This window comes from Mycobacterium sp. M26, assembly GCF_001494595.1.
Taxonomy (GTDB): domain Bacteria; phylum Actinomycetota; class Actinomycetes; order Mycobacteriales; family Mycobacteriaceae; genus Mycobacterium.
This window is the reverse complement of sequence record NZ_LN929908.1, coordinates 2,209,219-2,235,126: the sequence shown is the minus strand read 5'-3', so window position 1 is coordinate 2,235,126 and position 25,908 is coordinate 2,209,219. Positions and strand designations below refer to the sequence as shown.

The 25,908-nt window shown below is 68.4% G+C and carries 26 protein-coding genes and 1 pseudogene; 12 read left to right on the top strand and 15 right to left on the bottom strand.

All coding sequences use genetic code 11. The features are described from left to right. Positions 1-28 precede the first annotated feature (28 nt). Both BN3385_RS19975 and BN3385_RS19970 read right to left on the bottom strand, forming a co-directional pair. Complete coding sequence (locus BN3385_RS19975) at positions 29-799, bottom strand: SDR family NAD(P)-dependent oxidoreductase (RefSeq protein WP_059019326.1); 771 nt, start codon at positions 797-799, stop codon at positions 29-31. Then, positions 796-2,058: an amidohydrolase family protein gene (locus tag BN3385_RS19970; protein WP_059019324.1), complete on the bottom strand. Its 1,263-nt coding sequence runs from the start codon at positions 2,056-2,058 to the stop codon at positions 796-798. The genes BN3385_RS19975 and BN3385_RS19970 overlap by 4 nt, the downstream gene beginning before the upstream one ends. Positions 2,059-2,083: 25 nt before the next feature. On the opposite strand from BN3385_RS19970, the gene BN3385_RS19965 reads away from it, so the two are divergent. The 5 genes from BN3385_RS19965 to BN3385_RS19945 all read left to right on the top strand — a co-directional run bounded on the left by BN3385_RS19965 (position 2,084) and on the right by BN3385_RS19945 (position 6,951). Then, positions 2,084-2,917: an AraC family transcriptional regulator gene (locus tag BN3385_RS19965; protein WP_059019321.1), complete on the top strand. Its 834-nt coding sequence runs from the start codon at positions 2,084-2,086 to the stop codon at positions 2,915-2,917. A gap of 332 nt (positions 2,918-3,249) precedes the next feature. Continuing rightward, a complete protein-coding gene (locus BN3385_RS19960; protein ID WP_059019319.1) occupies positions 3,250-3,690 on the top strand; it encodes a hypothetical protein in 441 nt (146 codons plus the stop codon). A gap of 46 nt (positions 3,691-3,736) precedes the next feature. Continuing rightward, a complete protein-coding gene (locus BN3385_RS19955; RefSeq protein ID WP_059019317.1) occupies positions 3,737-5,200 on the top strand; it encodes an amidase in 1,464 nt (487 codons plus the stop codon). 55 nt (positions 5,201-5,255) lie between these two features. Next, on the top strand, positions 5,256-6,170 hold the full coding sequence (locus BN3385_RS19950) for an alpha/beta fold hydrolase (protein ID WP_059019316.1): 915 nt from the start codon (positions 5,256-5,258) through the stop codon (positions 6,168-6,170). Continuing rightward, complete coding sequence (locus BN3385_RS19945; protein ID WP_231748775.1) at positions 6,154-6,951, top strand: M15 family metallopeptidase; 798 nt, start codon at positions 6,154-6,156, stop codon at positions 6,949-6,951. Before BN3385_RS19950 ends, BN3385_RS19945 begins: the two co-directional genes overlap by 17 nt. A 6-nt stretch (positions 6,952-6,957) precedes the next feature. Here BN3385_RS19945 and BN3385_RS19940 read toward each other — a convergent pair whose 3' ends face one another. Both BN3385_RS19940 and BN3385_RS19935 read right to left on the bottom strand, forming a co-directional pair. Beyond that, entirely contained in the window at positions 6,958-7,485 is a 528-nt protein-coding gene (locus BN3385_RS19940; protein WP_059019314.1) for a hypothetical protein, read from the bottom strand. A 46-nt stretch (positions 7,486-7,531) separates the two neighbouring features. Next, positions 7,532-7,750, bottom strand: a complete 219-nt coding sequence (locus BN3385_RS19935) for a hypothetical protein (RefSeq protein WP_231748774.1) — start codon at positions 7,748-7,750, stop codon at positions 7,532-7,534. A gap of 267 nt (positions 7,751-8,017) precedes the next feature. On the opposite strand from BN3385_RS19935, the gene BN3385_RS19930 reads away from it, so the two are divergent. After that, complete coding sequence (locus tag BN3385_RS19930; protein ID WP_059019310.1) at positions 8,018-8,290, top strand: hypothetical protein; 273 nt, start codon at positions 8,018-8,020, stop codon at positions 8,288-8,290. Here BN3385_RS19930 and BN3385_RS19925 read toward each other — a convergent pair. The 3 genes from BN3385_RS19925 to BN3385_RS19915 are packed head-to-tail and all read right to left on the bottom strand — an operon-like array spanning position 8,287 to position 10,732. Next, positions 8,287-9,564: a competence/damage-inducible protein A gene (locus BN3385_RS19925; RefSeq protein WP_059019309.1), complete on the bottom strand. Its 1,278-nt coding sequence runs from the start codon at positions 9,562-9,564 to the stop codon at positions 8,287-8,289. The genes BN3385_RS19930 and BN3385_RS19925 overlap by 4 nt on opposite strands. A 31-nt stretch (positions 9,565-9,595) precedes the next feature. After that, entirely contained in the window at positions 9,596-10,060 is a 465-nt protein-coding gene (locus tag BN3385_RS19920; protein ID WP_059019307.1) for a hypothetical protein, read from the bottom strand. 6 nt (positions 10,061-10,066) lie between these two features. Continuing rightward, complete coding sequence (locus tag BN3385_RS19915) at positions 10,067-10,732, bottom strand: GNAT family N-acetyltransferase (protein WP_059019305.1); 666 nt, start codon at positions 10,730-10,732, stop codon at positions 10,067-10,069. A 128-nt stretch (positions 10,733-10,860) separates the two neighbouring features. On the opposite strand from BN3385_RS19915, the gene BN3385_RS19910 reads away from it, so the two are divergent. The 3 genes from BN3385_RS19910 (at position 10,861) to BN3385_RS19900 (ending at position 15,224) form a co-directional block, all read left to right on the top strand. After that, positions 10,861-11,364 (top strand): hypothetical protein, encoded by a 504-nt coding sequence (locus BN3385_RS19910; protein WP_156432821.1) that lies wholly within the window; start codon positions 10,861-10,863, stop codon positions 11,362-11,364. Between the two features lie 132 nt (positions 11,365-11,496). Further along, entirely contained in the window at positions 11,497-14,250 is a 2,754-nt protein-coding gene (locus BN3385_RS19905; RefSeq protein WP_231748773.1) for a glycoside hydrolase family 2 protein, read from the top strand. Between the two features lie 62 nt (positions 14,251-14,312). After that, entirely contained in the window at positions 14,313-15,224 is a 912-nt protein-coding gene (locus tag BN3385_RS19900; protein ID WP_059019301.1) for a DMT family transporter, read from the top strand. On the opposite strand, the pseudogene BN3385_RS19895 reads toward BN3385_RS19900, so the two are convergent. The 6 genes and pseudogenes from BN3385_RS19895 to BN3385_RS19870 all read right to left on the bottom strand — a co-directional run bounded on the left by BN3385_RS19895 (position 15,225) and on the right by BN3385_RS19870 (position 22,299). Beyond that, a pseudogene (locus BN3385_RS19895) lies at positions 15,225-15,641 on the bottom strand (PPOX class F420-dependent oxidoreductase). A gap of 35 nt (positions 15,642-15,676) precedes the next feature. Continuing rightward, entirely contained in the window at positions 15,677-16,924 is a 1,248-nt protein-coding gene (locus tag BN3385_RS19890; RefSeq protein WP_059019299.1) for an NAD(P)/FAD-dependent oxidoreductase, read from the bottom strand. After that, on the bottom strand, positions 16,921-18,474 hold the full coding sequence (locus BN3385_RS19885) for an NAD(P)/FAD-dependent oxidoreductase (protein WP_059019297.1): 1,554 nt from the start codon (positions 18,472-18,474) through the stop codon (positions 16,921-16,923). Before BN3385_RS19885 ends, BN3385_RS19890 begins: the two co-directional genes overlap by 4 nt. Further along, complete coding sequence (locus BN3385_RS19880; RefSeq protein WP_059019295.1) at positions 18,471-19,901, bottom strand: FGGY family carbohydrate kinase; 1,431 nt, start codon at positions 19,899-19,901, stop codon at positions 18,471-18,473. Before BN3385_RS19880 ends, BN3385_RS19885 begins: the two co-directional genes overlap by 4 nt. A 3-nt stretch (positions 19,902-19,904) precedes the next feature. Continuing rightward, positions 19,905-21,410: an amino acid permease gene (locus BN3385_RS19875; protein WP_059019293.1), complete on the bottom strand. Its 1,506-nt coding sequence runs from the start codon at positions 21,408-21,410 to the stop codon at positions 19,905-19,907. 103 nt (positions 21,411-21,513) lie between these two features. Further along, on the bottom strand, positions 21,514-22,299 hold the full coding sequence (locus BN3385_RS19870) for a DeoR/GlpR family DNA-binding transcription regulator (protein ID WP_059019291.1): 786 nt from the start codon (positions 22,297-22,299) through the stop codon (positions 21,514-21,516). A gap of 105 nt (positions 22,300-22,404) precedes the next feature. Here BN3385_RS19870 and BN3385_RS19865 point away from each other — a divergent pair, with 105 nt between their 5' ends. Further along, positions 22,405-23,220, top strand: a complete 816-nt coding sequence (locus BN3385_RS19865) for an HAD family hydrolase (protein WP_059019289.1) — start codon at positions 22,405-22,407, stop codon at positions 23,218-23,220. Position 23,221: 1 nt separating this feature from the next. Here the strand turns inward: BN3385_RS19865 and BN3385_RS19860 are convergent, their stop codons facing one another. After that, positions 23,222-23,965 carry a glucose 1-dehydrogenase gene (locus tag BN3385_RS19860; protein ID WP_059019287.1) on the bottom strand — a complete coding sequence of 248 codons (744 nt, stop codon included), beginning with the start codon at positions 23,963-23,965 and terminating at the stop codon, positions 23,222-23,224. Between the two features lie 105 nt (positions 23,966-24,070). Between BN3385_RS19860 and BN3385_RS19855 the strand changes: the two genes are divergently transcribed. Together BN3385_RS19855 and BN3385_RS19850 are read left to right on the top strand one after the other, a co-directional pair. After that, positions 24,071-25,147 carry an NAD(P)H-dependent amine dehydrogenase family protein gene (locus BN3385_RS19855; protein ID WP_059019286.1) on the top strand — a complete coding sequence of 359 codons (1,077 nt, stop codon included), beginning with the start codon at positions 24,071-24,073 and terminating at the stop codon, positions 25,145-25,147. Between the two features lie 88 nt (positions 25,148-25,235). Continuing rightward, the gene (locus tag BN3385_RS19850; RefSeq protein ID WP_059019284.1) at positions 25,236-25,580 is read left to right on the top strand and encodes a hypothetical protein; all 345 of its coding nucleotides are present in this window, start codon (positions 25,236-25,238) and stop codon (positions 25,578-25,580) included. Here the strand turns inward: BN3385_RS19850 and BN3385_RS19845 are convergent. Then, positions 25,577-25,867 (bottom strand): hypothetical protein, encoded by a 291-nt coding sequence (locus BN3385_RS19845; RefSeq protein ID WP_231748772.1) that lies wholly within the window; start codon positions 25,865-25,867, stop codon positions 25,577-25,579. The two genes, BN3385_RS19850 and BN3385_RS19845, sit on opposite strands and share 4 nt — an antisense overlap. Positions 25,868-25,908 lie beyond the last annotated feature (41 nt).

Here is a 25,908-nt window from a genome sequence, read left to right as displayed (position 1 = left end):
TACCAACTTCCGTGGCGGCCGGTCAGAGCTAGCGCAGGACCGCACCGCCGTCGACATTGATGACCTGGCCGTTGATCCAGGCGCCGTCGTCGGACATCAGAAATGCGACCATCGCGGCGATATCGCCGGGGTGACCGACCCGGGTGGAACGCACGCCACGCAGGGCACCGGCCTCCAGTTGCGGCCATTGCGGGGCTGCCCGCATCGCGTCGGTGCCGGTGAACCCGGGAGCCACTGCGTTGCAACGAATCCCGTCGCGGCCCCAGCGCGAGGCCACGTGCCGGGTGAGCGCACCGATTCCCGCCTTGGCCGCGGCGTAGGCCGGTCTGCTGGGTTCGCCGATGAATGCCGCGGCCGACGACATGTTGACGATCGCCCCGCCCCCTGCGGACAGCATCGCCGGGATGGCGTACTTCATCGCCGCGAGGTAGCCGCGCAGGGTGACGGTCATCGTGCGATCCCAGATCGCGAAATCGATGTCGACGACATCGGTGTCACCGCGCAGCAGGCTCATATCCGAGCCCACGTTGAACAACAGGTCCAGACCGCCGAATGCCGCACTCGCCGCGTCGATCAGCGCCTTCACCGAATCCGGGTCGGCGAGGTCGAACGCCACCGCCTGCGCGGTGCCGCCGGCGGCACGAATCGCACTGACCGTCGCCTCGGCGCCGTCAGCCGAGATATCCCCGACGATGACGGCCGCTCCCTCGGCAGCGAGCCGGATCGCCGTGGCCGCCCCGATCCCGGTGGCGCCGCCGGCGACGACGGCGGCCTTGCCGGCCACCCCGGGAAGGCTCACGCCTTGGCCAGTTGCTTCTCGGCGTAGCGGGCGGCCCACTCCTTGCGGGAGCGGATGGAGGTGTCGACGTCGGTGGCCTTGCTGCGCAGCGCGCCGACACTGGTCTGATCCTTCGGGGTGCGGGCGAACGGATCCCAGCCGAAGAAACGGCAGGCGTTTTGCCAGGTGATCTTGTCGATGTCGGTGTCGTCGGCACCCGCGGCATTCAGTTCGGCCAGCACCTGCTCGGGGGCATCGGGCCAGAAACAGTCCGAGTGCGGGTAGTCGCACTCCCAGGCGATGATGTCGATACCGATCTCGTGGCGCAGTTTCAGCGACGTCTTGTCGGTGACGTAGCAGGCCAGGGAATGATCGCGGAAGACATCGCTGGGCAGCTGGTCGCCGAAGTCGCGGCGCAACCACTTCTGGTTGGTGTAGTGCCGGTCGCAGCGATCCAGGTAGAACGGGATCCAGCCGATGCCCCCCTCGGAGAAGGCGAACTTCAGGTCGGGGTACTTGCGCATCGCCGGACCCCACAGCAGATCCTGGGCGGCCATCGCCGAGATCTGGGTGGCCAGGATGATCAGGTTGTCGATGGGCGCGTTGGGCGCCATGCTGATCGCGCCGAAGCCGGTGCCGATGTGCAGGCACATCACCACGTTCTCCTCCGACAGCGTCCGGAACACCGGGCCCCAGTAGTCGTCGTCGTGGTAGCTCGGCAGACCTTCCAGGTGCGGCAGTTCGGGCATGGTGACCGCGCGGCAGCCCTTGGCTGCCACCCGGCGGATCTCCTCGCACATCGCCTCGGGATTCCAGGTCGGCAGCAGCGCGATCGGGATGAACCGGTCCGGGTAGGCGCCGGCCCACTCGTCGATGTGCCAGTCGTTGTAGGCCGACACCATCACCAGGGTGACCTGCTCGCGGTGCTGGTTGAGGTGACGGGCCGAGAAGCCGGTGAACGTCGGGAAGCACATCGAGGCCAGGATGCCGTTGCGGTTCATGTCCCGGACCCGCTCGTGCACGTCGTAGACGCCGGGCCGCATCTCGGCGAATCCGGCAGGGTCGCGGCCCCATTCCTCGGCCGGCCAGGACACCACGGCGTTCAGGCCGCTGACGCCCTGCGGTTTGCTCTGGTACATCCATTGGTCGACGCCGTTGGCGTCGGTCACCACGATCGGGGCCTCATCGCGGTACTTGGCCGGAACGTGGCGCAGGAACATGTCAGGTGGCTCCACCACGTGGTCGTCGATGCTCACGAGGATCAGATCGTCAACGTTCATGCGGTTAGTTGTACCCTCGATCAACATGACCGTCTCCGCGCATTCGGCCAGAGGTTTGTCCGAACCGGCCAACGTCGCCCAGATCGAGCTGCGGCGGGGTGGCCGAGTCCTCGCCGGCAGCTATCTCTACGAGGGCGATCTGCTGGTCACCGGCTGGCACGTCCACGATGTCCACCAGATCGAGTACGCGATCGGCGGCGTGGTCGAGGTCGAAACCGCGGCCGGTCACTACCTGCTCCCGCCCCAGCAGGCGGCCTGGATTCCGGCCGGGCTGGAGCACCAGGCGACCATGAATCCGTCGGTCAGGACGCTGGCGGTGATGTTCGACCCGTCGTTGCTGACCGACCCCGGCGACCGGGCCCGGATTCTGGCGGTCTCCCCGCTGCTGCGCGAGATGATGCTCTACGCGATGCGCTGGCCGATCGCCCGCGCGGCCGGCGACGCGATCTCGGACTCGTTCTTCATCGCGCTGGCCAACCTGGTGGCCGAGGCGTTGGATCATGAAGCGCCGCTGAGCCTGCCGACCTCCGAGGATCCCGTGGTGGCCGCGGCGATGGCCTTCACCAAGGACAATCTGCAGACGGTCACTCTCGAGCAGGTCTGCCGTGCGGTCGCTGTCTCCGAACGCACGCTACGCCGCCAATTCCAGAGCGAAGCCGGATTGTCATGGCGCACTTACCTTTTGCATGCCAGGATGCTACGGGCGATGGCTCTACTCGCGGCCCCGGGTCAGGGGGTGGCGCAGACCGCATCGGCGGTGGGCTTCGACAGCGTCGGGTCGTTCACCCGGGCATTCGCCGGATTCTGCGGCGAGACGCCGTCGTCATACCGGGCGCGGGTCACCAGCTCCGCGGTCTGATGGCTGCGCCCGGCGCCCGGCGCGCGGCGCGCTCGTGCCAGCGCAATCGCAGGATCAGCAGTCCACGATGTGCCTCGAACCCCACGGACAGCGGGTGGCGCAGCCGCGAGGTGCGGTGTCGGCGTATCGATGCCATGCCTCCAGTGAACCGCATTCCGGCGAACGACGGCTGACGCCAAGGTGTCCGGTGCCGTGCCGACGGTGGTCAATCCCCCGCAGCGGGCTCGCAGTCGCCGCCCAGCTTGTTCGCAGAATGCCCCTCTAGCCTGTGGATTCGCGTCCCGATGGCTGTGACGCAGCAGGTAGCACACCGGCATGGGAGGCCACACGACGTGAACAAGGTCATCGGAGTTGGACTGGGAGCGTTAGCCCTGTCCGCGGTATCAGTCACCTTCTTCGGCACCGGCGTGGCGAGCGCCGACGACTATGCGGGCAAGTCCTACTCGGACGCATCCTCGGCGATCAGCGGTGCCGGCCAGAAGGCGGTGATCGCCTCGTCCGTCGGTGACGCCGTGGATCAGGCCGACTGCGTGGTGACCCGCTCGCAGAAAGCGCCCTGGCTCAAGGGCGACAACTTCAGCCCGGTGACCGATACCGTGCTGCTGTTCTTGAACTGCAACGCCAAACTCGCCTCGGCGGGCACGCCGGGCAACTCGCTGGCCAGCCCGGAAGGCCAGGCGGAGAAGGCAACTGAAGAGCAGCAGGCCGCTCAGCAGGCGGCCAGCGACCAGAGCCAGTCCAGCGAACTGCTCGACGCCAACAACAAGCACTGACCCCTCGGGTTGCCGCCGCGCTCGACGGCGGCAAGGATCGCGAGCAATGGACGCCACATTCGCCGCGGAACTCGCGGAACTCGATGCGATCGGACAGGCCGCGCTCGCCGCAACCGGTGAGGTGTCGGCGGTCGAGCTTCTCGAAGCTGCGATCGCCCGGCTGGAGTCGGCCCGTCGGCTCAACGCGGTGATCACCGACCTCTTCGAACGCGGTCGCGACCAGGCCGCCGCACTCGACGCCGCGGGGGCCGTCCGGAGCGGCTCCGCCGGCCCGCTGGCCGCAGTTCCCTTCCTGCTCAAGGATCTTGGCGCCTCGCTGGCCGGTGCCCCCGAGGCGATGGGTAGCCGCGCGCTGCGCACTTACATCGCCGACGAGACCGCCTGGCTGGTGCAGCGTTACCTGCAGGCCGATCTGGTGGTGTTCGGCAAGACCAACACCCCCGAGTGGGGAAACCACTGCACCACCGAGCCGTCCCTGTTCGGCCCGACCGTCAATCCGTGGTCGCCGGACATCACGCCGGGCGGCTCCTCAGGCGGGTCAGCGGCGGCGGTGGCCGCCGGCATCGTGCCCGCCGCCTCGGGCGGCGACGGCACCGGCTCGATCCGGGTGCCGGCATCCTGTTGCGGCCTTGTCGGGCTCAAACCGCGCCGGGCCCGCACCTCGTTCGCGCCCGGCGGGCATCTGCTCGAGGGCCTGGCCGTCGAGCACGCCCTGACCCGGACCGTCCGCGACAGCGCCGCGCTGCTGGATGCGGTCACCGGATCGGCACCGGGTGACCCGTACAACGCCCCGCTTCCCGCGCAGTCGTTCACCAGCGCACTGGCCGTCGATCCGGGCCCGCAGCGGATCCTGGTCGCCACCGACTCGCCCTTCCCGGGACCCGGCACCGATCCCCTGGTGGTGGCGGCTGTGGAGGCCACGGCTCGCGCGCTGGAGAGCCTGGGCCACCGGATCGAGGCCGGCGCCCCGGTGTTCGACGCCGACGCGGTGGCCGACGCCATCGCCGTGCTGCACAACGTCAGCAACGTCCAGCTGTACAACCTGGCCACCGAGCATCTGGGCCGCGAACCCCGCGAGGACGAATTCGAGCCGAGCAGTTGGGTGATGATGCGGGAAGGATTCACCACCACCGGCGTGGCCTACGCCGACGCCATCGGCACGTTGCACGCCCAGACCCGCCGGTACGCGGCGGGGATGGCCGCCCACGACGTGCTGCTGACTCCCACTCTGCTCGCCCCGCCGCCGCCCTACCGGGTGCTCGACCAGCCGCGCGGCACCACCCGGGCGTTCTTCGACGTGGAGTTCGCCCACACCGGCTGGACGACGATGGCCAATGTCACCGGCTGGGCCTCCATCTCGCTGCCGCTGGCAGTCACCCCCGACGGACTGCCGATCGGCGTGCAGCTCACCGCACCCGAGGAAACCGTTCTGCTGCAACTGGCCGCGCAGCTGGAGACCGCGCTGCCGTGGGCGGATCGCCGGCCACCAGGCTGGCTGGGCAGCCGGTGAGCGCTCGCCGCTGAACTCGTCCGGGACCCCCGGCCCCGCGTGCGAGACTGTGCCCATGGCTGTCTCTATCGCCCGTCCCAAGCTGGAAGGCAACATCGCGGTCGGCGAGGACCGGCAGATCGGCTTTGCCGAGTTCGGCGACCCGCAGGGTAGGGCCGTGTTCTGGCTGCACGGTACCCCCGGGGCGCGCCGCCAGATCCCGCTGGAGGCGCGGGTGTTCGCCGAGCAGCGCGGGATCCGGCTCATCGGCCTGGACCGCCCCGGTATCGGCTCATCCACGCCGTTCCAGTACGACAACGTGCTGTCGTTCGCCAACGACTTCACCACCATCGCCGACACGCTCGGGGTCGACAAGATGGCCGTCGTCGGGCTCTCCGGTGGGGGCCCGTACACCCTGGGCTGCGCGGCTGCACTGCCCGAGCGGGTGGTGGCGGCCGGCGTCCTGGGGGGCGTCGCACCGACGGTGGGACCCGATGCGATCGGCGGGGGGCTGATGGCGCTGGGCACGGTCGCCGCCCCGCTCATCGAGGTGGCGGGCGGGCCGATCCGGCTGGCGGCCAGCACCTTCATCCGGCTGGTCCGGCCGGTCGCCGAACCCGCGGTCTACCTCTACGCGGCGATCTCGCCGGAGGCGGACCGCAAGATGCTGGTGCGCCCGGAGTTCAAGGCCATGTTCCTCGACGACCTGCTCAACGGCAGCCGCAAGCAGCTGGCGGCCCCGTTCGCCGACATCGTGGTCTTCGCCCGGGATTGGGGCTTCCGGCTCGATGAGGTCAAAGTGCCGGTCCGGTGGTGGCACGGCGACCGGGACCACATCGTTCCGTTCGCCCACGGCCAGCACGTGGTCAACGGTTTGCCCGATGCCGAGCTGTACCACCTTCCGGGCGAAAGTCATCTCGCCGGGCTCGGCCGCGCCGAAGATATCCTGAGCGCCATGCTGGACATCTGGAATCGTGACGAAAAGCGCTGAATACCAATACTTTTCACTGATCGCCGCGGTGGCGATCGCGATGGTCACCGCCCCGCCCGCAATCGCCGCGCCCGATCCGGTGGCGCCGGCGGACTTCGTGGCCCTGCAGGACGTCGACCCGTCGATCCTGCAGGACATGCGCTACGTCACCCCGCACAACTTCACCGGTGAGCCGGTGGACGGCTATCGCGATGCCACCTGCATCCTGACCAGGCGGGCCGCCGAGGCGCTGCAACGGGCACAGCAGGAGTTCACTGAACGCGGCTACACCCTCAAGGTCTACGACTGCTACCGCCCACAACGCGCGGTCAACGACTTCGTCACCTGGGCACAGGATCTGGGCGATCAGCGGATGAAGACGGAGTTCTATCCGCGGGTGGACAAGTCGACCCTGTTCGCCGACGGCTACATCGCCGAGAAGTCCGGCCACAGCCGCGGCAGCACCGTGGACCTGACCTTGGTCGCGCTGCCCGCCGCCGCCGAGCCGCCGTACCTCCCAGGCCAGCCCCTGGTGGATTGCGCTGCGCCGCAAGGTATCCGGTTCGCCGACAACTCGGTCGACATGGGCACCGGGTTCGACTGTTTCGACACCCTGGCCCACACCTTCGATGCCCGCATCGGCGGCGACGAACTGAAGAACCGGTTACTGCTCACCGAAGGTCTCGAGCGTCAGGGCTTCGTCAACTACGACCAGGAGTGGTGGCATTTCACCTACCAGCCCGAGCCTTACCCCGAGACCTACTTCGACTTCCCGGTCGACCGTGCGGCACTGCCCGGGTAACCGGAACTACCCGCCGAGTTGGCTCTTGATCAGCGCGTCCTGCTTCTGACCGATTTCGGTGACCAGATCCGCGGGCACCGGATCGGCGGCGGGGCCGGCGAATTCGATGGCTGAGGCCGCGTTGCCCTCGGTGAAATACAGAACACTCAGCGATTGCGTTCCGTCGGGCGAGGTGCCGGTGATGAGTTGGCCATTGGAGCCCACCGGGGACGCCGTCAACTTCTGGTTACCCACCGGGGTGTTGGCCTGGGCCTGCGCGATCGCACCGGATGCCGCCGCCGGGTCGGGCAGCACCCAGACGGTGTCGGTGATCGTGCGCCCGTCCCGATGGGTGAACACGATCGCCGCCCCCGGCTGGCCGCCGGGATCGACGGTCGCCGGGCCGGCCGCGTAGGCCTGGGAGTCCGTCACCACGTTGGGGTCCACGATCAGAGCGGTGTAGTCGTTGGGCGCCGCCGAGGCCAGTCCGGCACCGACGGTGAGCGCCGCGGAGAAGAGCACGCCGGTCAGCGCGCCGACATGATGTGCTGTCATGAGAAAGGTCCTTCGTTGGGCTGGAAAGTGCGGTCGATGGACGGGCTCAGCAGGGGTAGCAGCCCCACCCGCGCCAGCCATCGCGCCAGAAGAACCCGGGACCGCAGCCCATGTTGCCGGTGGTGCCGTAGCAATCCAGTGCGGTGATGCTCGGCACCGAATTGTTCGGGTTCGACGGCGTCGCATTATTCGGCAGCGCCGCATTGGCGGATTGCACGCCGGAAAAAGAACCGGCGATGATTCCGGCTGCGGCAAAACCGATCATGATTTTTCGCATATGCGCTCCCAGAATGGTGGTCGGAATAGCGGATTGGGCACACATTACGCGCGGAATTTGTTGGGCTACGGGTAAATGGCTTGATTGTTGTTTGCCATTCCAACCATTCGTCTGTTTGTCATGGCGAACGTCCTACCAAGCGTGGGCCACAAGTCCCTGTCCCCCGTTCGGCCGGGTTGGCACTGTAGAGGTGTACTGCAGAAACCCGGTGCACAGACGGCGTTCTCGTCGCACCGCCGTCGAAAGGCTCTCCGGATGAACGACTTCGCCGACGAGAGGCGCTACGCCTGGCGAATGATTCGGGCCGCGCGTCAGGCTCAGGCGACCGGGCTTCGGGTCGACGGTGCGCAGCAGTGCCGCGACGAGGTCATCGCGCTGCTCGACCAAGCGCTGGATGCCGGCCTGGACCGGGCCGAACTCGTCATCGAACTGGCCAATCTCGGCGGCCGGTTTTTCGCGCTGTGCGATCTGCAGGCCACCGTTTCCTTCGACATCGATCCCGACGACGCCGAAATCTGCCTGAACTAGGCCGAACCCGCCTCGCCACGCAACGTCCGGCGCAGCAGGTGCATGGCCACGGTGGTGGACCGTTCCCGGATGTCGGACCGCTCCCCGGGCAGACGTACCGACCGGCTCACCGTGGTGCCGTCGGCCAGTCGCACACAGAACCACACCGTGCCCACCGGCTTGTCGGCGGTGCCGCCACCGGGACCAGCGATCCCGGTGATCGCCACGGCCGTATCGGCACCGAAGCGGGCCAGCGCACCGGCGGCCATCGCCTCGGCGACCTCCTGCGACACCGCGCCGTGGGCGTCGATGAGTGCGGCGTCGACCCCGAGCAGATCGATCTTGGCCTCGTTGGCGTAGGCGACGACACCGCCTGCGACGTATCCTGACGAGCCCGGCCGATCGGTCAGCCGGGCCGCCAGCATCCCGGCCGTGCAGGATTCGGCCGTGGCAATTCGCCGCCCCGACAGCAGTTCGGCGATCTGGTCGTCGACCAGCGACCCGTCCTCCGAGAACACCATCGCCCCATGCCGCTGACGCACCAGGGCCATCAGATTCTGGTACACCGCGGCACTGTGCGGCTCGTAGCGGGTGACCATCTCGACCTCGCCGCGGCGCAGGCAGGTGGTGATCTCGAGGGCCTCGAAATCGGGGATGACGCGCTCGGCCTCCCGCAACGTCTCGGCCAGTCCGGACTCGGCCAGCCCGAACATGCGCACGGTGTCCTGGTGGTACACGGTCCGGCCGGCGATGGCCTGCGCGACGATATCGCTGGCAACGGCGTTGGGCCACATGGCCTGCAGTTCGCGGGGCGGCCCGGGCAGCACCATCACCACGGGCTTGCCCGGCACCACCACCCCGGGTGCCGTGCCCACCGGGTTGATGACCTCCGCGCCTGCGGGCACCATCGCCTGCTTGCGGTTGGCCGCCATCACGGCGTCGAAATCCACCCCGGTATAGCGGGCCATCAGCGACTTCAGAATCCCGGCGATCGTCGCTTCGAGTTCGGTGTCGAGGATCAGGTCGCGGCCACAGAATCGGGCCACCGTCTCCACCGTCATATCGTCGGCCGTCGGGCCCAGCCCGCCGGAGGTGACGATGAGGTCCACCCCTTCGGCGGCCAGGAAGCGCAGTTGCGCCTCGATGTCGGCGGCACGATCTCCGCAGATCGTGATGTGGGCGAGTTCGACACCCAGCTCCAGCAACCGGTCGGCCACCCACGGTCCGTTGCGGTCGGCCACCCGGCCGGTCAGCACCTCGGTACCGGTGACCACGATTCCCGCGCGTGCGCTCATAGCTGCGAGACTACGCAGCGCGGTCGGGGTGTCAGGACGGGGCCGGGGTGACGCCGGACGCCTCCCCCAGATCGCGCAGCCAGGCCGCGAGATCGGGTACGAAGAAAGCGATCTCGCCGGTATCGGTGCCGACGACGAGGTGGGTGTAGCCGCCCACGACACTGCCGTTGAAGGATCTGGCCTGCCGCAGGGCGGTGATCGCCGCCAGAGGGATCTCGATGCGCACCCCGGTCAGCGTGACGAACACCAGCCGCCTGCGGGTCAGTGCGATCCGGCCGTTGTTCTTCACCGCCGGGTAGCCGGTTGCGGTGGTACCCCGGTAGACACCCTTCTCGAATGGGCGGATCACCCCGTCGGCGTCGAGCACCGTACTCGCCCACTGGGCCGCCGCGCGGTACCGGCTGCGGAATCTGAGGACCACTGCCAGCGTGATGGCCGCCAACGCCACCACCAGGGCGGCGATCAGCCACAGCAGCTGAGCCTGGCCGCCCGGCATGAGCAGCTAGCCGCGGGTACTGCCGGGAGCACGGATGACCAACGGCACGGCCGGGAAGCACGCGGCCATTTCCGAGCGCGACCGGCGCAGCGCGGCGGTGCCGTAGCCCTTCTTGCGGTGCTCGGGGTGAATCCAGATCCGGACGTTGACCTCACCGTCGACCAGTTCGCCGAACACCAGGCCAACCTTGTCCTCGCCGTCGATCGCGACGAACCAGGCCGCCTCCTCGGCGTTGGAACGCTCACGCGCCGAACGGATTTCGTCATCGAGGTCACCGGCGGGTGATCCCGAGCCGTCACCGGCGGCGCCGATCTCGTCGGTACGGGTGGCAAACAGGTCGCGATCGTCGTCGTGGGAGAACGGCCGCAGTTGCAGGCGGTCATCCGAGCTGGCCGGACGCTCCCCGAGGGTGAAGCTCAGCTGGCTGTTCAGGTCCTCGATCTCCTGGGCGATCCGGCGCCGCGAATCTTTCGTCAGCTGGTCGAAGGACATCCCGATGACGGCCTCGCCGCCGCGGCGGGAGATGCCGAGCAGGGTGGTGATCTCCTTGACCGCGGTGTTTCGATCAGCGGACTCGACGATGACGTCGAGCACTTCGTGCCGGCGTTCGAGCGCATTGAGCAGGGCGTCGGCGATCTCGCGGCGGGCGGCGGCACGGTCTTGGTCGGTCATGGCCCCAAGCGTAGAACGGCGAGCGGGGTTCGGCGGCGTCCCCCCGAAGACGGACATTTCCCGCGGTTGCCGCCGCAGGACGATTAGGGTGCGATTCCAGTCAGCGACCCTGCAGAAGGAGGCTTGAGATGAGGCGTGTGGCCCGATGGTCCGCGTTGGCGGCCGGCCCGGCGATCGTGGTCGGCGTCTGTGCCGGCCCCGCCGCCGCCGACCCGGACACCACCTCACCGCCCAACCCGTTCCTCACCGAAGTCGCCACCCAGATCGGATTGCCCGCCCAGGTCTGGACCGCCTCGGGCACCCACACCGCGCGCGGGTACACCACCGAGGCCGCCCAGACCACCAGCGTCGAGGGGATGCGCGCCGACTGCGACAACATCAACCTCAACAAGAAGCTGTCCACCGACTTCCTCAGCGTCGTGTTCGGTCCGGGTCTACGCGGCTTCTTCTACCGGTGCGAGAACATCGGCCCCGGCGTCAACAAGTACTGGTTCACCATCGCCTCGGCGGACAAGGCGCAGATCGACACGCTGTGCGACCCCGCCACCACCTACCCGGTGGTGTACGACCAGCAGCACAACACGTACTGGATCGACGAACCCTTCACCTGCATCACCCGCACCGCCCCCTAGGCGCCTGTGCGCAGGCCCACATAAACCAGCGCGGGCGTGCCCGGTGGGGCTCTGCCAAGATGGACCCGCGACACCTGCCGTTTGCCGAGCGGTTGTCGTGTCGCATTCTGGGAAACAAGGAGTCGGACGACCGTGGCGAAGAGGCTCGCAGCGCTCCTCGCCGTCGTGCTCCTGCTGGTGTGTGCGGGCGACTACCGGGTGTTCTCCGGTCCCCCGCCGACGGGCGCACAGGACATCGAACTGGCCACCGGCTGGAAGCTGGCCTCGGCGACCGGACTCGGCGCCGACGGCGCGAAAGTCTCGCAGGCCGGCTACGACGACGCGGCCTGGCACCCGATCCAGCGGATGCCCGCCACCGTGCTGGAGATCCTGCAGCAGGACGGGGTCTACCCGAATCTGTACTACGGCAAGAACATGCTCACCGAGGTTCCCCAGGACCTCTATAAGCAGGATTGGTGGTACCGGACCACCTTCGACGCCCCCGCCGACCAGCAGACCTATGTGCTGGATTTCCCCGGCATCAACTACCGCGCCGACATCTGGCTCAACGGCCGCCGGGTGGCCACCAACCGCGACATCGTCGGCATGTACAACGACCACGAACTCGATGTCACCGACGCGATCGTGCGCGGCAAGCCGAACACGTTGGCCGTCAAGGTCACCCCGGAACGGGCCATCCAGGACGTCGACGGCGTCGAGCTCGCCGACAGCTGGTATGACTGGATCAACTGGCGCTACCTGGGTTATCAGGGGCCGGACAAGAACCCGGCCAACGGCAACTCGTTCGTTCCGGACCGCAATGCGGGGATCTGGAAACCGGTGCACCTCAAGACATCCGGACCCGTCCAGATCAGTGCGGCCACCGTCAACACCGAACTTCCGCTGCCTGACACCGACCGCGCGAAGCTGACCGTCTACGCCACCGTGCACAACTATTCGGCGGACCGGGTCCGCGGCGTGCTGCGCGCGACCATCACCCGTGACGGCAAGGCGCCGATCCACGTCGACGAGCCGGTGTCGCTGCAGCCCGGCGAAGATCGCGAGATCGCGCTGACCCCGGATCGGTTCGCCGCGCTCGCGGTGGCCAACCCCGATCTGTGGTGGCCCTACACGATGGGTCCGCCCAACCTCTACGACCTGCGGCTGGAGTTCGTCCAGAACCGGGTCGTCACCGACGTCGCCACCCAGAAGTTCGGGATTCGCAGCATCACCCAGGGCCGCGACACCGACGACTCGTTCGCCGAACTGGGCACCGGCGGCAACTTCTACCTGAAGGTCAACGGCAAGGACTTCCTGGTCCGCGGCGCCACCTACACCCCTGACCTGCTGTTCAAGTACGACCCCGACCGCGACGCCGCGATCCTGCGCTACGTCAAGGATCTGGGCCTGAACATGCTGCGGCTGGAGTCCAAGATCTCCTCGAGCCGCTTCGTCGAGATGGCCGACGAACTGGGCATCCCGCTGATGTACGGCTGGATGTGCTGCAACCAGTGGGAGAAGTGGCCGCAGTGGGACGACGAGGACCGCCGCGTCGCCCAGGAGAGCATGCGGTCCCAGATCGACATGCTGCGCTCCCACCCGTCGGTGTTCATCTGGGCCAACGGCAGCGACGGGCGCCCGCCTGCCGAAGTCCTGGCCAACTACCACCGCATCCTCGACGACCTGCACTGGCAGAACGCCACCGTGGACACGGTGTCGTCGTTCGCCCGCGACGCCAGCGGCCAGCCGCAGTGGGACGGCATCCAGATGGCCGGGCCCTACAGCTGGCGCCCGCCGTCCTACTGGTTCAGCGGCCGCTACGGCGCCGCCCGCGGCTCCTCGGCCGAACAGGGCGACAACGAACACATTCCGCCGTTCGCGAGCCTGCGCAAGTTCATCCCGCCCGACAAGCTGTGGCCGATCAACGACACCTGGTTCTTCCACGCCGGGTCCGGCCCGCAGAACTCGCAACTGGTCAACGTCCGCCGTGTCATCGACCGCCGCTACGGCCCGTCCAGCAGCGCCCAGATGTTCGCCGCCAAGGCACAACTCGCGCACTACGAGGCCACCCGGGCCCAGTTCGAGTCGTTCGCCGCCAACGGCTGGGACGGCCACAAGATGACGATCTACTGGATGCTCAACAGCCACTGGCCGTCGTTCTTCGGCAACATCTTCGACTACTACCTGCGTCCCGGCGGTGCGTACTACGGCGCCAAGAAGGGCCTGCAACCGCTGTCGGTGGTGTTCGACTCCTACGCGACCGGCAATCACCGCCAGGCCAGAGTGACCGTGGTGAACCAGACCCCGGAGAAGCACGAGAACCTGCGGGTGCGGGTGCGTACCTATGACGTGACCGGCAGGCTGCGCGACGATCGCGCCGCCGATGACGTCAGCGTCGACTCCGGGTCGGCGACCCAGGCGATGACGTTGCCGCCCGGGCCTGCCGATGCACCGGTGTTCTTCGTGCGCTGCGAGCTGCTCGACTCGGCAGGTGCGGTGGTAGCCGACAACATCTACTGGCAGTCGCGGACCGTCGACGACGTCGGGCCGCCGGCCAACGACGCCGCCTTCGACTCCAAGCAGGTCAGCTGGGCCGATATGACGGCGCTGAACACCCTGCCGAAGGTGCCGCTGGATATCACCGCCAGCGCCTCCGACGGCGGCCGTGAGGTCAGCGTGGCGCTGCACAACCCGACCACGAAGATCGCCTTCTTCGAGCGGGCCGAACTGCTGACCGGTCCGCTGGCCGACGAGATCCTGCCGATCCAGTACGACGACAACTACGTGACCGTCTTCCCCGGCGAGACCGTCACCGTCACCGGAACCGTGCCCGACGGCGGTCCACCGGCACAATGGGTGAGAGTGACCGGATACAACAGCGCGCCCGTGGTCGTGCAGGTGCGCTGAGTTCGCCGGTCTGCCCTAGGGTTCGGGTGGCACCGCCGTCGTCGTGGAAGGGACTGAGGACATTGCTGCAGCACGCCCTGGTTGTGGCAGCTGCCCTCGCCGGCGCGGTGTTCGCCGCCATCGGCATCGTGGTGCGCCAGCGGGCCACCATGGACGTTCCCGCGGATCAGGGTGTCAGCACGGTGATGATCGCGACGCTGCTGCGCCGGCGACTGTGGTGGGCGGGCAATGCCGCGGCGGTTACCGGGTACGCCTTCCAGGCGGTGGCCCTGGCCTACGGCTCGATCATCCTGGTCGCTCCCCTGCTGGTTTCGGCGCTGCTGTTCGCGTTGCCGCTGAGCGCACGGCTGGCCCATCGCCGCGTCACCCGCTCGGAGTGGGGCTGGGCGGTACTGCTGACGTTGTCACTCGGGGTGTTCGTGGCGCTGGCCCGCACCGAGCCCGGCGACTACGACGGGTCGACGTGGACCGCGGCGATCGCCGCCGGGATCTGCCTGCTGTTCGTCGCGTGCTGCGTGCCGGTGGCGCTGCGGCTGACCGATTGGCGACGGGCCCTGATGCTGGCGGTCGGGGTCGGCGTCCTGTTCGGTGTGGTGGCGGTGCTGACCAAACTCGTGATGCACATCGTCACCGAGGGCAACCTGCAGCGACTGTTCGCCTCGCCGGTGCTGTACCTGCTGATCTTCGTCGGTGTGATCGCAACCCTCTTGCAGCAGTCGGCATTCCACGCGGGCTCGCTGCGGGCCTCGGTGCCGGCCATGCTGGTGCTCGAACCGGTGGTGGCGGTGCTGCTCGGCGAAGTGGTGCTCGGTGAGCACTTGGCGGTGAGCAAACCTGTCGCGGTCGCGCTGCTGATCGCGGCGGCCACCATGGCCGCGGCCACGATCGCGCTGGGTCGCGACGAGGGCGCCTGGGAGGACGAACTGGAGGCCTCGGCCTCAGCGGCCAAGGCCGGCGCCGAACCGACGTCCTGATCAGACCCAGGGGCCCATGCCACCGACCCGGTCGATGCGGATGCGGGTCAAGAATCCGGGTGGAGCGTCCTTGGGCGGAAAGTCGTCGCCCTAGTACAGCGCGGCGGCGAGCTCGGTGAGCAGTTCGGGTGCCCCACCCTCGACCACCCTGGCGGTGCCGTTGACCAACAGGTAGGGCGTCATCGGCGCGGCCGGGTCGGGCGCGACGATGGTCAGTGCGACGCGGCCGTCGCGGCGGATGTTGCGGACTTTCTGGTGCTCACCCAGGTGGGCGACCACCAGTTCGTCGCCGTCGTCACCCGATTGCAGAGCCACCCAGACCAGCGACACCTGGGGACTGCCGTCCGGGTTGAGGGTCACCAGGGTGGCATCGGCACCCCGGCCGATCAGAGCGCGTGCGGCGTCGTTGAGCTTCATGTCGGTGTGCAACGCCGCCGGTCACGCAGAATTCCCTAGCCCAGCGCGATCGTCACCGCACCACCGTTGTGGTCGACGCCATCGAGAATCCCGCCGGGAACCCGGAACACCCGGCCGGGAGCCGCCGGCCACGGCAGCCGCTTGGTGCCCACCACGCGACCGTCCTGGCGGGCGACCACGGTCGGGATCCGCACCAGTGTGTCGGTCCACAGCAGCAGCCGGTTGCGGGCCGGGGCCGGATCGCCCGGCCGCAGCAGATTCGGCGCGACCCACCGCAGCGGGGGCGCCGCCTGAATCCGCACCCCGGGGTCGGCGGGCCGCCGACCGTCGAGATGGGCGCGGACCTGGGCCGCCACGTGCCGGCCGTCCAGGGCGGCGATATCGGCGGTATCCACCGGATGCAGCAGGTTCCCCGCGGCGAAGACCCCCGGTCGGCTGGTGCGCAGCCCGGTGTCGACCACCGGCCCCAAGGTGCCCGGGTCGATCGCCAGTCCCGCCGAGCGTGCGAGTTCGTGATCGGGGATCCAGTTGCCGGTGAACACCACGGTGTCGCAGTCGACGACCCGGCGGGCACCGCTGTCGAGATCCTCGATCTCGACCCCGGTGACAACGGGTTTGCCGATGACGCGGACCACCCGGGTGCGACAGGCGACGCGGACGTCCAGCAGCGGCGTTCGGCCGGCCAGGTTGAACACGCCGTAGGACTCCGGGGTCGGGTACGTCGTGGTCATCAGCACGGTGCGGCAACCGGCGTGCTTGAGGGTGAGAACGGCGGAGTAGCTGACCAATTCGGCCCCCACGACCACAGCTCGCTGTCCGATGTCACGGTGCTTGAGGTGTACCAGGTTCTGCAGCTGCCCGGTGGTGTAGACCCCCGACGGCCGGTCACCGGGAATCAGCAGGGCGGGCCGGGCGCGCTCCCGGGCGCCGGTGGCCAGCACCACCGCGCCGGCCCGCAACAGCGAACGGCCCTGGGGTGAGGTGACTTCCACCGTCATCTCATCGGCCCAGCCGGTCACCGTCGCATTGGTCCGGATCGTGGCACCGGCGGCCAGGGCACCGGCCGTCAGGCGGCGGGCATAGGCGGGCCCGCTGATGAAGGTTTTCAGATCGCGGATGCCGTAGCCCGGATGGTCGCTGTGCCGGGGTATCCCCCCGGGATGTGATTCACGTTCCAGCACAACGACTTTCAAGCCGGTTCCGCGAGCCAGCGCGGTGGCGGCGGTCAGACCCGCCGGTCCGGCCCCGATGATGGCGACGTCGGTGGTGTCGGTAGCGCTCATCGCTTACTCTCCGGGATCGCTGCGTGGCAGCGGGATTCGAACATCTCCTGTACCTCGGCACCGCAGTAGAAGGCTTGGCAGCGGCCGTTCATCGCGCGGGTGCGCCGGCGCACCCCCTCGAGGGTGGCAGGCGGGATCACCGACTGGCAGGCATCGCGAATCTCCCCCTCGGTCACCCGCTCGCAGAAGCACACGACGCGACCGTAGGTCGGGTCGGCCGCGATCAGGTCGGCCTGTTGGTAGGGCCGCGGGAACGCCTCACCGAGGTTGGGCATCCGGGGCGGGTCCGGCAGATCCGGCCGGGGTGTCGACGACAACCCCGCCGCAGCCAGCACCTCGCGCGCATACTCAGCGATCGCCATGCCTGCGGTGAGCCCGGTGGATTGGTAGGGCCGCGGGAACGCCTCACCGAGGTTGGGCATCCGGGGCGGGTCCGGCAGATCCGGCCGGGGTGTCGACGACAACCCCGCCGCAGCCAGCACCTCGCGCGCATACTCAGCGATCGCCATGCCTGCGGTGAGCCCGGTGGACCGGATGCCGCCGACCAGCAGATAGCGCTGCGCCGGGTCGGCCTCGATCAGGTAGTCGCCGTGGTCGATCGCCGCGCGCAAACCGGCATAGGTGGCGGTCACCTCTTTGTCGAGCAGCGCCGGCATCAGTCGGCGGCCCTTGTCGAGCAGGAACTCGAAACCGGCTTCCGAGGTACCCGTGGCGGTCCGATCCTGCAGATCCTCCGACGTCGGGCCGAGCATGACGTTGCCGTAGATCGTCGGGCTGATCAGCACGCCCTTGCCCCGCGCGGTGGGAACCGGCAGCACGATCTTGTCCACCAGCGCCCGGGCCAGCTTGTCGTAGACGATGAGTTCCCCACGCCGGGGGGTGACGGTGAACCGGTGATAGCCGAACAGCGCGTCGAGGTGGTCGGCACCCAGTCCCGCGGCATTGACCACCCACCGGGTCGTCAGCGCACGTCCGCGTTCGGTGTGCACCGTGGTCGACGTGTCCCCCACCTCGACGCGCGCCACGCGATGATCGGTCAGCAGCGTGACACCGCGGTTGACCGCATCGGTGGCCAACGCAAGGTTGACCGTCCAGGTGCAGATGATGGATTCGTCGGGCACGGTCAGTCCGCCGAGTGCGCCGGGGCCCAGGTGTGGGAGGTCGGCGTAGACGCCTGCCGCATCGATGATCTCGCAGTGGTGGTAGCCGTTGGCTTCGGCTTTCTCCTTCAGCCCGGGGAGCGCCTCGAGTTGTTCGGCGTCCCAGGCCACCAGGATGGCGCCGGTCGGCTCGACAGGAATTCCGGTCCGGGCGGCGTAGTCGGACAGCAGCCGGTAGCCGCGGCTGACCATCCGCGACTCCAGGGTGCCGGGTGTGGCGTCGAAGCCGGTGTGCAGGATCGCGGTGTTGGCCTTGCTGGTGCCGTCGCCGACATCGGCGCGGCCCTCGATCAGCGCGACGCGGAGGTCACCGCCGGCCAGTTCGCGGGCGATGGCGGATCCGACGATGCCGGCACCGATGACGGCGACATCGCAATCCAGGGCGGTCATGACGACTCCTGTTCGGGGTAGGTGGTGGCCGCCAACCGCCGCCAGCGGTCGCGGAATTCGCCGGCCTGCTCCGGTGTCCACGCCGGTTCGTAGGTGGCCGACGGCTGCCAGGCGGGGACGACGTCGCGGACCGACAACTGCGGCTGCAGGCTGAGCCGGGCCAGTGCCGCCGCACCGAGTGCGGTGGCATGCGGGGATGGGTAGATCTCGACGGGCAATTGCACGATGTCGGCGCAGGCCTGCATCAGCACCCGCGACTGGGTCAGGCCGCCGTCGGCGCGCAGCGCGATCAGGGGTGCCGGCGCGTCGGCATCGATGGCGCCGACCAGTTCGGCGATCTGGGCGGCGATGCCCTGCAGGACGGCCAGGATGACGTGGCCGCGTCCGGTAGCCAGTGTCATGCCTGACAAGGTGGCGGTGGCGTGGGCCTTCCACCAGGGGGCGGCCAGTCCGGCCAGGGCGGGCACACACAGCACGCCGTTGTTGTCGGCCGCGGCCAGACCGTCCATCTCGGCGGCACTGGCCATGATGCCCAGCGTCGAGAGCCACCGCACCGCCGAGGCCGCCGTGTAGACCTGGCCGTCCACGCAGAAGGTGTCCCTGCCGCCGACCCGCCAGGCCACCGACGAGGTCAGGCCGCTGGTCGACAGCACCGGCTCAGAACCGGTGTTGGCCAACAGGAACGCTCCGGTACCGAAGGTGCACTTGGCCATCCCCTGGTCCACACAGCCCTCGGCCAGCAATGCCGCCTGCTGATCGACGACGATACCGCCGACCGGGATATCCCCACCGAATGCGGTTGTGCTGCCGATGATCTCGTCATTCGAGGCGATCGCCGGCAGCCGTTCGTCAGCCAGGCCGAACACCGCCAGCAGTTCCGGGCTCCACCCCTGCTCGCCGAGTTCGACGACCAGCGAGCGGCTCGCGGTGGTGGCGTCGGTGACGAACGCGCCGGTGAGCTGGTGCAGCAACCAGGTATCCGACGTGGTGACCACGCCACCGCGCTCGACGTTGCGGCGCAGCCAGGCCATCTTCGGGGCCGAGAAGTACGGGTCGAGAACCAGTCCGGTGCGCGCGGCCAGCAGGTCCGCATGGTCGCCGAGGGTGGTGCACACCGTCTCGGCGCGGCGATCCTGCCAGACGATCGCCTGGCTCATCGGCCGGCCGGTGTCGGGGTTCCAGACCAGCACGGTCTCACCCTGATTGGCCAGTGAGACGGCCTCGATGGGACGGGCGGCCTGTGCGACCGCCGCCCGTCCGGCATCCAGGACCGAGTTCAGCATCTCGTCGGGGTCCTGTTCGACACCGCCGCCGTCGAGATACCGCGGGTGCACCGCGATCTCGGCCTGGCCGACAACCCCGTCCTCGGGGTCGACGACGATGGCTTTGGTGCCGGAGGTCCCCTGATCGATTGCCAGAACGCTCACGTACTACCCCTGGTTGTGGTGGGTGCCGAGGAGATCCAACTCGGCGTCGATGGACCGGAGTTCGGGCATCTTGAGTCCTTTCGTCCCGCGGGTCACGAGCAGGTAGCCCAGATAGACCGCGCCGATGGCGACCATGACGGCCACATACAGCCACGGCTGGGCGAACGAGGCGTCCCGGAACAGCGACAGTGCGAACACCAGCCAGATCACGGCGACCACGATGATCGGAATCTCCCAGCGACCCAGGCTGAATCCTGTGCTGTCGGGCAGTCGGCGGCGGGTCGCGATGTAGAGCGTGACGGTGATGGCGTAGATGATCGCAGGCAGCAGGGTGGCCGCCGAGAACAGGATGAACAGGGCGTCGGTACTGGTGGAGAACAGGCCCAGAATCAGCGCCGAGATCGTGGTGACGGCGATCGTGGCGTTCAGCGGTGTCTTGAACCGCGGTGAAACCTTGTGCAGTACCTGCCATCCGGGGAAGCGCTGGTCACGCGACATCGCCCAGACCAGCCGGACACCGCTCATCACGATCACCAGCCCGCACGCGAAGATGGCGATGGCCACCAGCACCAGCAGCGCGGTGCCGACGAAGGAACCGAGGATGTCCTGGATGACGTCGGCGATGGGGGTGCCGGATTCGGCCAGTGCGGTCGGATCGTTGACCGCCGCGGTGACCACCAGCAGGAAGAGGAATCCCAGCACGCCGGAGGCCAGCACCGCCTGCCACATGGCTCGGGGCACAACGACTTCGGGACGTTTGGTCTCCTCGGCGAGGTTGGCGGCCGACTCGAATCCCACGATGGTGAAGGCGCCGAGCAGGAAGCCGAGCATCCAGGGGCCGACGCTGGTCGCGGTGCCGAAGCTCCAGTACCCGTCGGCCGGGATGTCACCGCGGGAGAACAGATTGCCCATCGAGAGTTTGTGCGCGATCACACCGACGACGAACAGCAGCACGACCAGGGCCACCATGCAGACGAGTTCGGCGGTCACCGCGAAATTGTTCACCCGTTCAGTCCATTTGGTGGACAAACCGACCAGCAGACCCTGGAGCACCAGCACGCCGGCGGTGATCAGGAAGGAGGTCAGCGCCGTCCCGGTGAAGTCGAACAGGGCCGGCACCACGGTGGCGGCCACGGTGTAGTCGACGGCCACCGCCACGATGACCAGGAAGGTGAACGAGATCCATCCGGTGATCCAGCCCAGCACGGGGTTGGCGAGGCGGGACACCCACTGGTAGGCGTACCCGGTTACCGGGATGCGGGCGGCCAGTGCCCCGAGCAGCAGCGCCACCGCGAGCTGACCGACGATCACGAGAGGCCAGGTCCAGATGCCCAGCGGGCCCGAGCTTTTCAGCACGCTTCCGTAGGTGGTGAAGATTCCGGTCGCGATCGACACGAACGCGAACGCGACGGCGAACGACGCGAAGCGCCCGGTGGAGCGCTCGAGGGTGTCGGTATAGGCGCCCGCACGTACCAGGGGTGCGCCGGTTGATGTGGAAGAATCTGTCATCGGATCGAACTCCTTGACTGAGATTTGACGGTTTCGGTAGTGGCGGTTCGGTCCCGCGGGCGGCGCTGCAACGCCGCCCGCACCCTTTTGCCGGGAAATGAGGTCAGTCGCCCTGCGAAGCAGGCCGCGCCGACAGCACCACACCTCCCGTCTCGTCGAACGCCGCGGCGATGGCCGGCGGCGCAGGCTTGTCGGTGATCAGGCCGGCGATATCGGCCAGACCGCAGACCCGGTACGGCGCGACCTGCCCCAGCTTGGAGGAGTCGGCCAGGATGAAACTGCGTGAGCTGTTGGCGATGATGGTGCGCCGCACGTCGACCTCGTCGAGATGGAAGTCGGTCAGCCCGGCGCGCGCGTCCACCCCGCCGGAGCCGAGAAAGGCGATGTCGGCGTAGACATCGGCGAAGAATGCCTTGGCGTGCGCGTTGGAACACGCCAGATCGCCGGGCCGGACTCGACCGCCGGCCAGCAGGACCTGCACTCCGGGCCGGTCGGCGAGTTCCACCGCGACCGGCAGCGACGGGGTGATCACTGTGCCGGTGAAGGACCGCGGAATGGCGCGCGCCACGGCGACCGCTGTCGTGCCGATGTCGATGACCACGGTCTGCCCGGTCTGCAGCAGACCAACGGCCGTCTTGGCCAGCTGTGCCTTCGCCTGGTGGAAGATCAGCGACCGTTCGGTGAAGGACGGCTCGGATCCGGGTCGGTCGGCCACCGCGGCGGCCCCGCCGTGTACCCGGCGGATCGCACCCTGGTCTTCCAGCAGCGCCAGATCACGGCGAACGGTTTCGGCGGACACGCTCAACAGCCGCACCAGTTCGTCGGTGCTCACCGCCTGACCGGCGCTGACCGCCTCGATGATCGCCTCGTGGCGCTCGACAGGCAGCACGTCACATGACCGAAACTGTGGATTTCTGCCTGAACATGACTGCAAGTGTGGGGTCTTGTGGACTCAGCGTCAACCCGACGCACGGAAGATCGGCATGATGGTGGGGTGGACCCCGTCACGCAGATCGCCGAGAGCCCGCCGGGCCCTGCGGTCGGCGCGTTCTTCGACCTCGACGGCACCCTGGTGGCCGGCTTCACCGCCACCGCTCATGCCAGTGACCGGATCCGGCGCGGCCAGGCCCGGGTCGGCGAGGTGCTCGGCGTGGTGGAGGCCTCGGTGCGCTACAAGCTGGGGCGGATGCAGTTCGAACGGCTGCTGGACCGGGCCGCGGGATACCTGCGCGGGGAGTCGCTGGCCGAGCTCGACGAGATCGGCGAGCGGCTCTACACCGAGCAGGTGGCCAACCGGGTCTACCCGCTGATGCGCCGGATCGTCGCCGCCCACCAGGACCGCGGCCACACCGTGGTGCTCAGCTCCTCCGCGTTGACCATCCACGCCGAGCCGGTGGCCCGCGCGCTGGGTATCACCCACGTCGTGTGCAACACCTTCGAACTCGACGAGGCCGGTCTGCTCACCGGCCGGGTAGCCAAGCCGATCGTCTGGGGACGGCGCAAAGCCGCTGCGGTGCAACGGTTCTGCGAAGCCAACGACGTCGATCTGGCGCACAGCTACTTCTACGCCGACGGCGACGAGGATGCCCACCTGATGGCGTTGGTCGGCCAGCCGCGACCGGTCAATCCGCGACCGGGTCTGGCCGCGAAGGCCGCCGCCCACGACTGGCCGGTGCTGGCGCTGTCCATTCCGGGACGGCCGGGAGCAACGGCCAATGCACTGGGCCACCTGCCGGCGCTGGGCCGGGCCGCTCTCGGGGCCGCCTTCAGCTCGCTGGCCCTGCGGACCCGCCGCGGCCCGCGGAGCTGACCTACGGCAGCGCCCGGTGCGGCACGTCGGTGATCAGACCGCCGTCGACCACGTATTCCGAGCCGGTCGAGAAGGACGACTCGTCGCTGGCCAGGAACACGATGAAGGTCGCCACCTCTTCGGGCTTACCGGGACGGCCCAGCGGGGCGCCGACCATATCGTCGGGAAAGTGCTTGGTCATCGGGGTGCGGATGAAGCCGGGGTGCACCGAGTTGACCCGGATGTTGTCCGAGGCCAGCTCCAGCGCCGCCGACTTGGTCAGACCGCGCAGGCCCCACTTGGAGGCGACGTAGCTGTGCACCCAGGAGGCGCCGCGCATCCCTTCGATGGACGACACGTTGATGATGGATCCCCCACCGGCGGCCTTCATCGGCTCCAGCACGGCCTTGATCCCCAGCATCGCGCCGGTCAGGTTGACCGCCAGGACCCGGTTCCACTTCTCCACGTCGATCGACTTCAGCGGCGAAACCTGAACGATGCCAGCGTTGTTCACCAGGACGTTGACCTTGCCGAACGCGCTGACGGCGGTCTCCACGGCGGTCTGCCACTGCTCGGCGTCGCTGACGTCGAGGTGGACGTAGCGGGCGGCGTCACCGAGTTCCGCGGCCAGCTGCTCACCCTTCTCGTCGAGGATGTCGGCGATGAGCACCCTGGCACCCTCGGCGACGAGCATCCGCGCGTCAGCGGCACCCATCCCCTGCGCCCCACCCGTGATGATCGCAACTTTGTCGTCTACGCGTCCCATGACGCGACAGGCTACCTCAGCGACAATTCTTGAAATAGAACCTGTTCCAGTTTCCTCGTCGTGTGCGCATACTGGGTCGACACATCACCGTCGCGAGGAGAACGAATGGCTATCCGCGTCGCCCATATCGGCACCGGAAACGTCGGCCGGCTGGCGCTGTCCGAACTGATCAGCAATCCGGGGTTCGAGCTGACCGGACTGTGCGTGTCGGCCGACGAGAAGGTGGGCAAGGACGCCGGGGAACTGGCCGGTCTCGACGTGCGCACCGGCATTCTGGCCACCAAGGACCTCGACGCCGTGCTGGCCACCAAGCCCGACTGCGCGGTGTACTGCGCGATGGGTGACAACCGGATGCCGCAGGCGATGGCCGACGTTTACAAGATCGCGGCCGCCGGCATCAACGTGGTGGGCACCTCTCCCGGTGTGCTGCAGTACCCCTGGGGTGTGATGCCCGACAAGTACATCACTCCACTGGAACAGGCTGCCCAGCAAGGCAATTCGAGTATCTACATCAACGGCGTGGATCCGGGTTTCATCACCGATCTGATCCCGCTGGCGTTCGCCAGCACCTGCGCGAGCATCGAGCAGGTGCGGTGTATGGAGATCGCCGACTACGCCACCTATGACGGCGCGACGGTGATGTTCGACGTGATGGGCTTCGGCCAGCCGCTCGACGAGGTGCCGATGCTGTTCCAGCCCGGGGTCCTCAGCGTCGCGTGGGGGTGCGCGATCCGGCAGTTGGCTGCCGGGCTGAACATCGAACTGGACTCCGTCACCGAGAGTTACGAGCGCGAGCCCGCGCCCGAGGCCTTCGACATCGCTGCCGGGCATATCCCGAAGGGCGGGGTGGCCGCCGTCCGCTTCGAGATCAAGGGCATGGTGGGCGATCACCCGGTGATCGTCGTCGAGCACGTCACCCGGGTGCGCGGTGACCTGCGCCCGGACTGGGCACAGCCCGCCCAGGAGGGCGGTTCCTACCGGGTCGAGATCACCGGCGAGCCGTCCTATGTCGTCGACATCTGCCCGACGAGCACGAAGGGCGATCACAACCACGCGGCCATCGCCGCGGGGGCGGCCCGCGTGGTCAACGCGATCCCGGCCGTCGTAGCCGGACCGCCCGGTCTGCGCACCACCTTGGACCTGCCGCTGGTGTCCGACGTGGAGTTGTTCTCGGCGCCCTAGCGAAGTGCGCCGGGGTTTGGCCCGGCACCCCGTTGGGTAGTCCCCGCTGCGATTCGTCGACCCGGCGATAAGCAGAGGAGAGACAGACGTGACGGTGAAGCGGTTGGTCCTGCTGGTTGGTGTGGCCCTGTTCGTGGTGGGCGTCATCGCGCTGCTGGTTCCGGTGTCCACCTCGGACGGCAACGGCGGAAGCATCGGCTGCGGCAACGCGGTCGCGGCTGACCTGTCGGCCGCCCGGGAAGCCAATAGCAAGACGGTGGCGAACGTTCCGATCCTCAATCAGGTCGTCCCGCACGCCGACTATGTCGCGCAGTGCCAGTCGGCGGTTTCCCAGCGGCGGGCCTGGTCGATCCCGGTCACCGTGATCGGCGTGCTCGTCGGCGCCGGCGCGCTACTGGTCGGCGGCCGGACCGGCGTGGGCTCGAAAACCTAGTAGCTCGGATACCCGGGGACGATCAGCGTCCCCGGGTAATTCACGTAGTACGAGATGCAGGTCGGGCTGTGCCGGCAGGCGATCAGCGCGCCCGCATCGGGTGCGGCACCGATCACCTGATTGCCCCGCCGCGGAAGGTTGCAGTTCACCACGTAGGGGTTCAGCGGAATGACGCCGTTGACGCAACTCTGCGGCCCCGCACTGGCTTGCGCCTCCGGTGGGGTCAGGGTGTCGGCGACGGCGGGAAGCAGTCCCGCGGTCAATGCTCCGAGGGCGAATGCGGTCATCAGAACGCGGTGCGAGGTGTGCCGAAGGGCAGCCATGGCGA

Coding starts and splice junctions, on each gene's coding strand:
- BN3385_RS19970 (WP_059019324.1), bottom strand. CDS start 2,058: ATGAACGTTGACGATCTGATCCTCGTGAGCATCGACGACCACGTGGTG.
- BN3385_RS19965 (WP_059019321.1), top strand. CDS start 2,084: ATGACCGTCTCCGCGCATTCGGCCAGAGGTTTGTCCGAACCGGCCAAC.
- BN3385_RS19955 (WP_059019317.1), top strand. CDS start 3,737: ATGGACGCCACATTCGCCGCGGAACTCGCGGAACTCGATGCGATCGGA.
- BN3385_RS19950 (WP_059019316.1), top strand. CDS start 5,256: ATGGCTGTCTCTATCGCCCGTCCCAAGCTGGAAGGCAACATCGCGGTC.
- BN3385_RS19940 (WP_059019314.1), bottom strand. CDS start 7,485: ATGACAGCACATCATGTCGGCGCGCTGACCGGCGTGCTCTTCTCCGCG.
- BN3385_RS19935 (WP_231748774.1), bottom strand. CDS start 7,750: ATGATCGGTTTTGCCGCAGCCGGAATCATCGCCGGTTCTTTTTCCGGC.
- BN3385_RS19930 (WP_059019310.1), top strand. CDS start 8,018: ATGAACGACTTCGCCGACGAGAGGCGCTACGCCTGGCGAATGATTCGG.
- BN3385_RS19925 (WP_059019309.1), bottom strand. CDS start 9,564: ATGAGCGCACGCGCGGGAATCGTGGTCACCGGTACCGAGGTGCTGACC.
- BN3385_RS19920 (WP_059019307.1), bottom strand. CDS start 10,060: ATGCCGGGCGGCCAGGCTCAGCTGCTGTGGCTGATCGCCGCCCTGGTG.
- BN3385_RS19915 (WP_059019305.1), bottom strand. CDS start 10,732: ATGACCGACCAAGACCGTGCCGCCGCCCGCCGCGAGATCGCCGACGCC.
- BN3385_RS19910 (WP_156432821.1), top strand. CDS start 10,861: ATGAGGCGTGTGGCCCGATGGTCCGCGTTGGCGGCCGGCCCGGCGATC.
- BN3385_RS19890 (WP_059019299.1), bottom strand. CDS start 16,924: ATGAGCGCTACCGACACCACCGACGTCGCCATCATCGGGGCCGGACCG.
- BN3385_RS19885 (WP_059019297.1), bottom strand. CDS start 18,474: ATGACCGCCCTGGATTGCGATGTCGCCGTCATCGGTGCCGGCATCGTC.
- BN3385_RS19875 (WP_059019293.1), bottom strand. CDS start 21,410: ATGACAGATTCTTCCACATCAACCGGCGCACCCCTGGTACGTGCGGGC.
- BN3385_RS19860 (WP_059019287.1), bottom strand. CDS start 23,965: ATGGGACGCGTAGACGACAAAGTTGCGATCATCACGGGTGGGGCGCAG.
- BN3385_RS19855 (WP_059019286.1), top strand. CDS start 24,071: ATGGCTATCCGCGTCGCCCATATCGGCACCGGAAACGTCGGCCGGCTG.
- BN3385_RS19845 (WP_231748772.1), bottom strand. CDS start 25,867: ATGACCGCATTCGCCCTCGGAGCATTGACCGCGGGACTGCTTCCCGCC.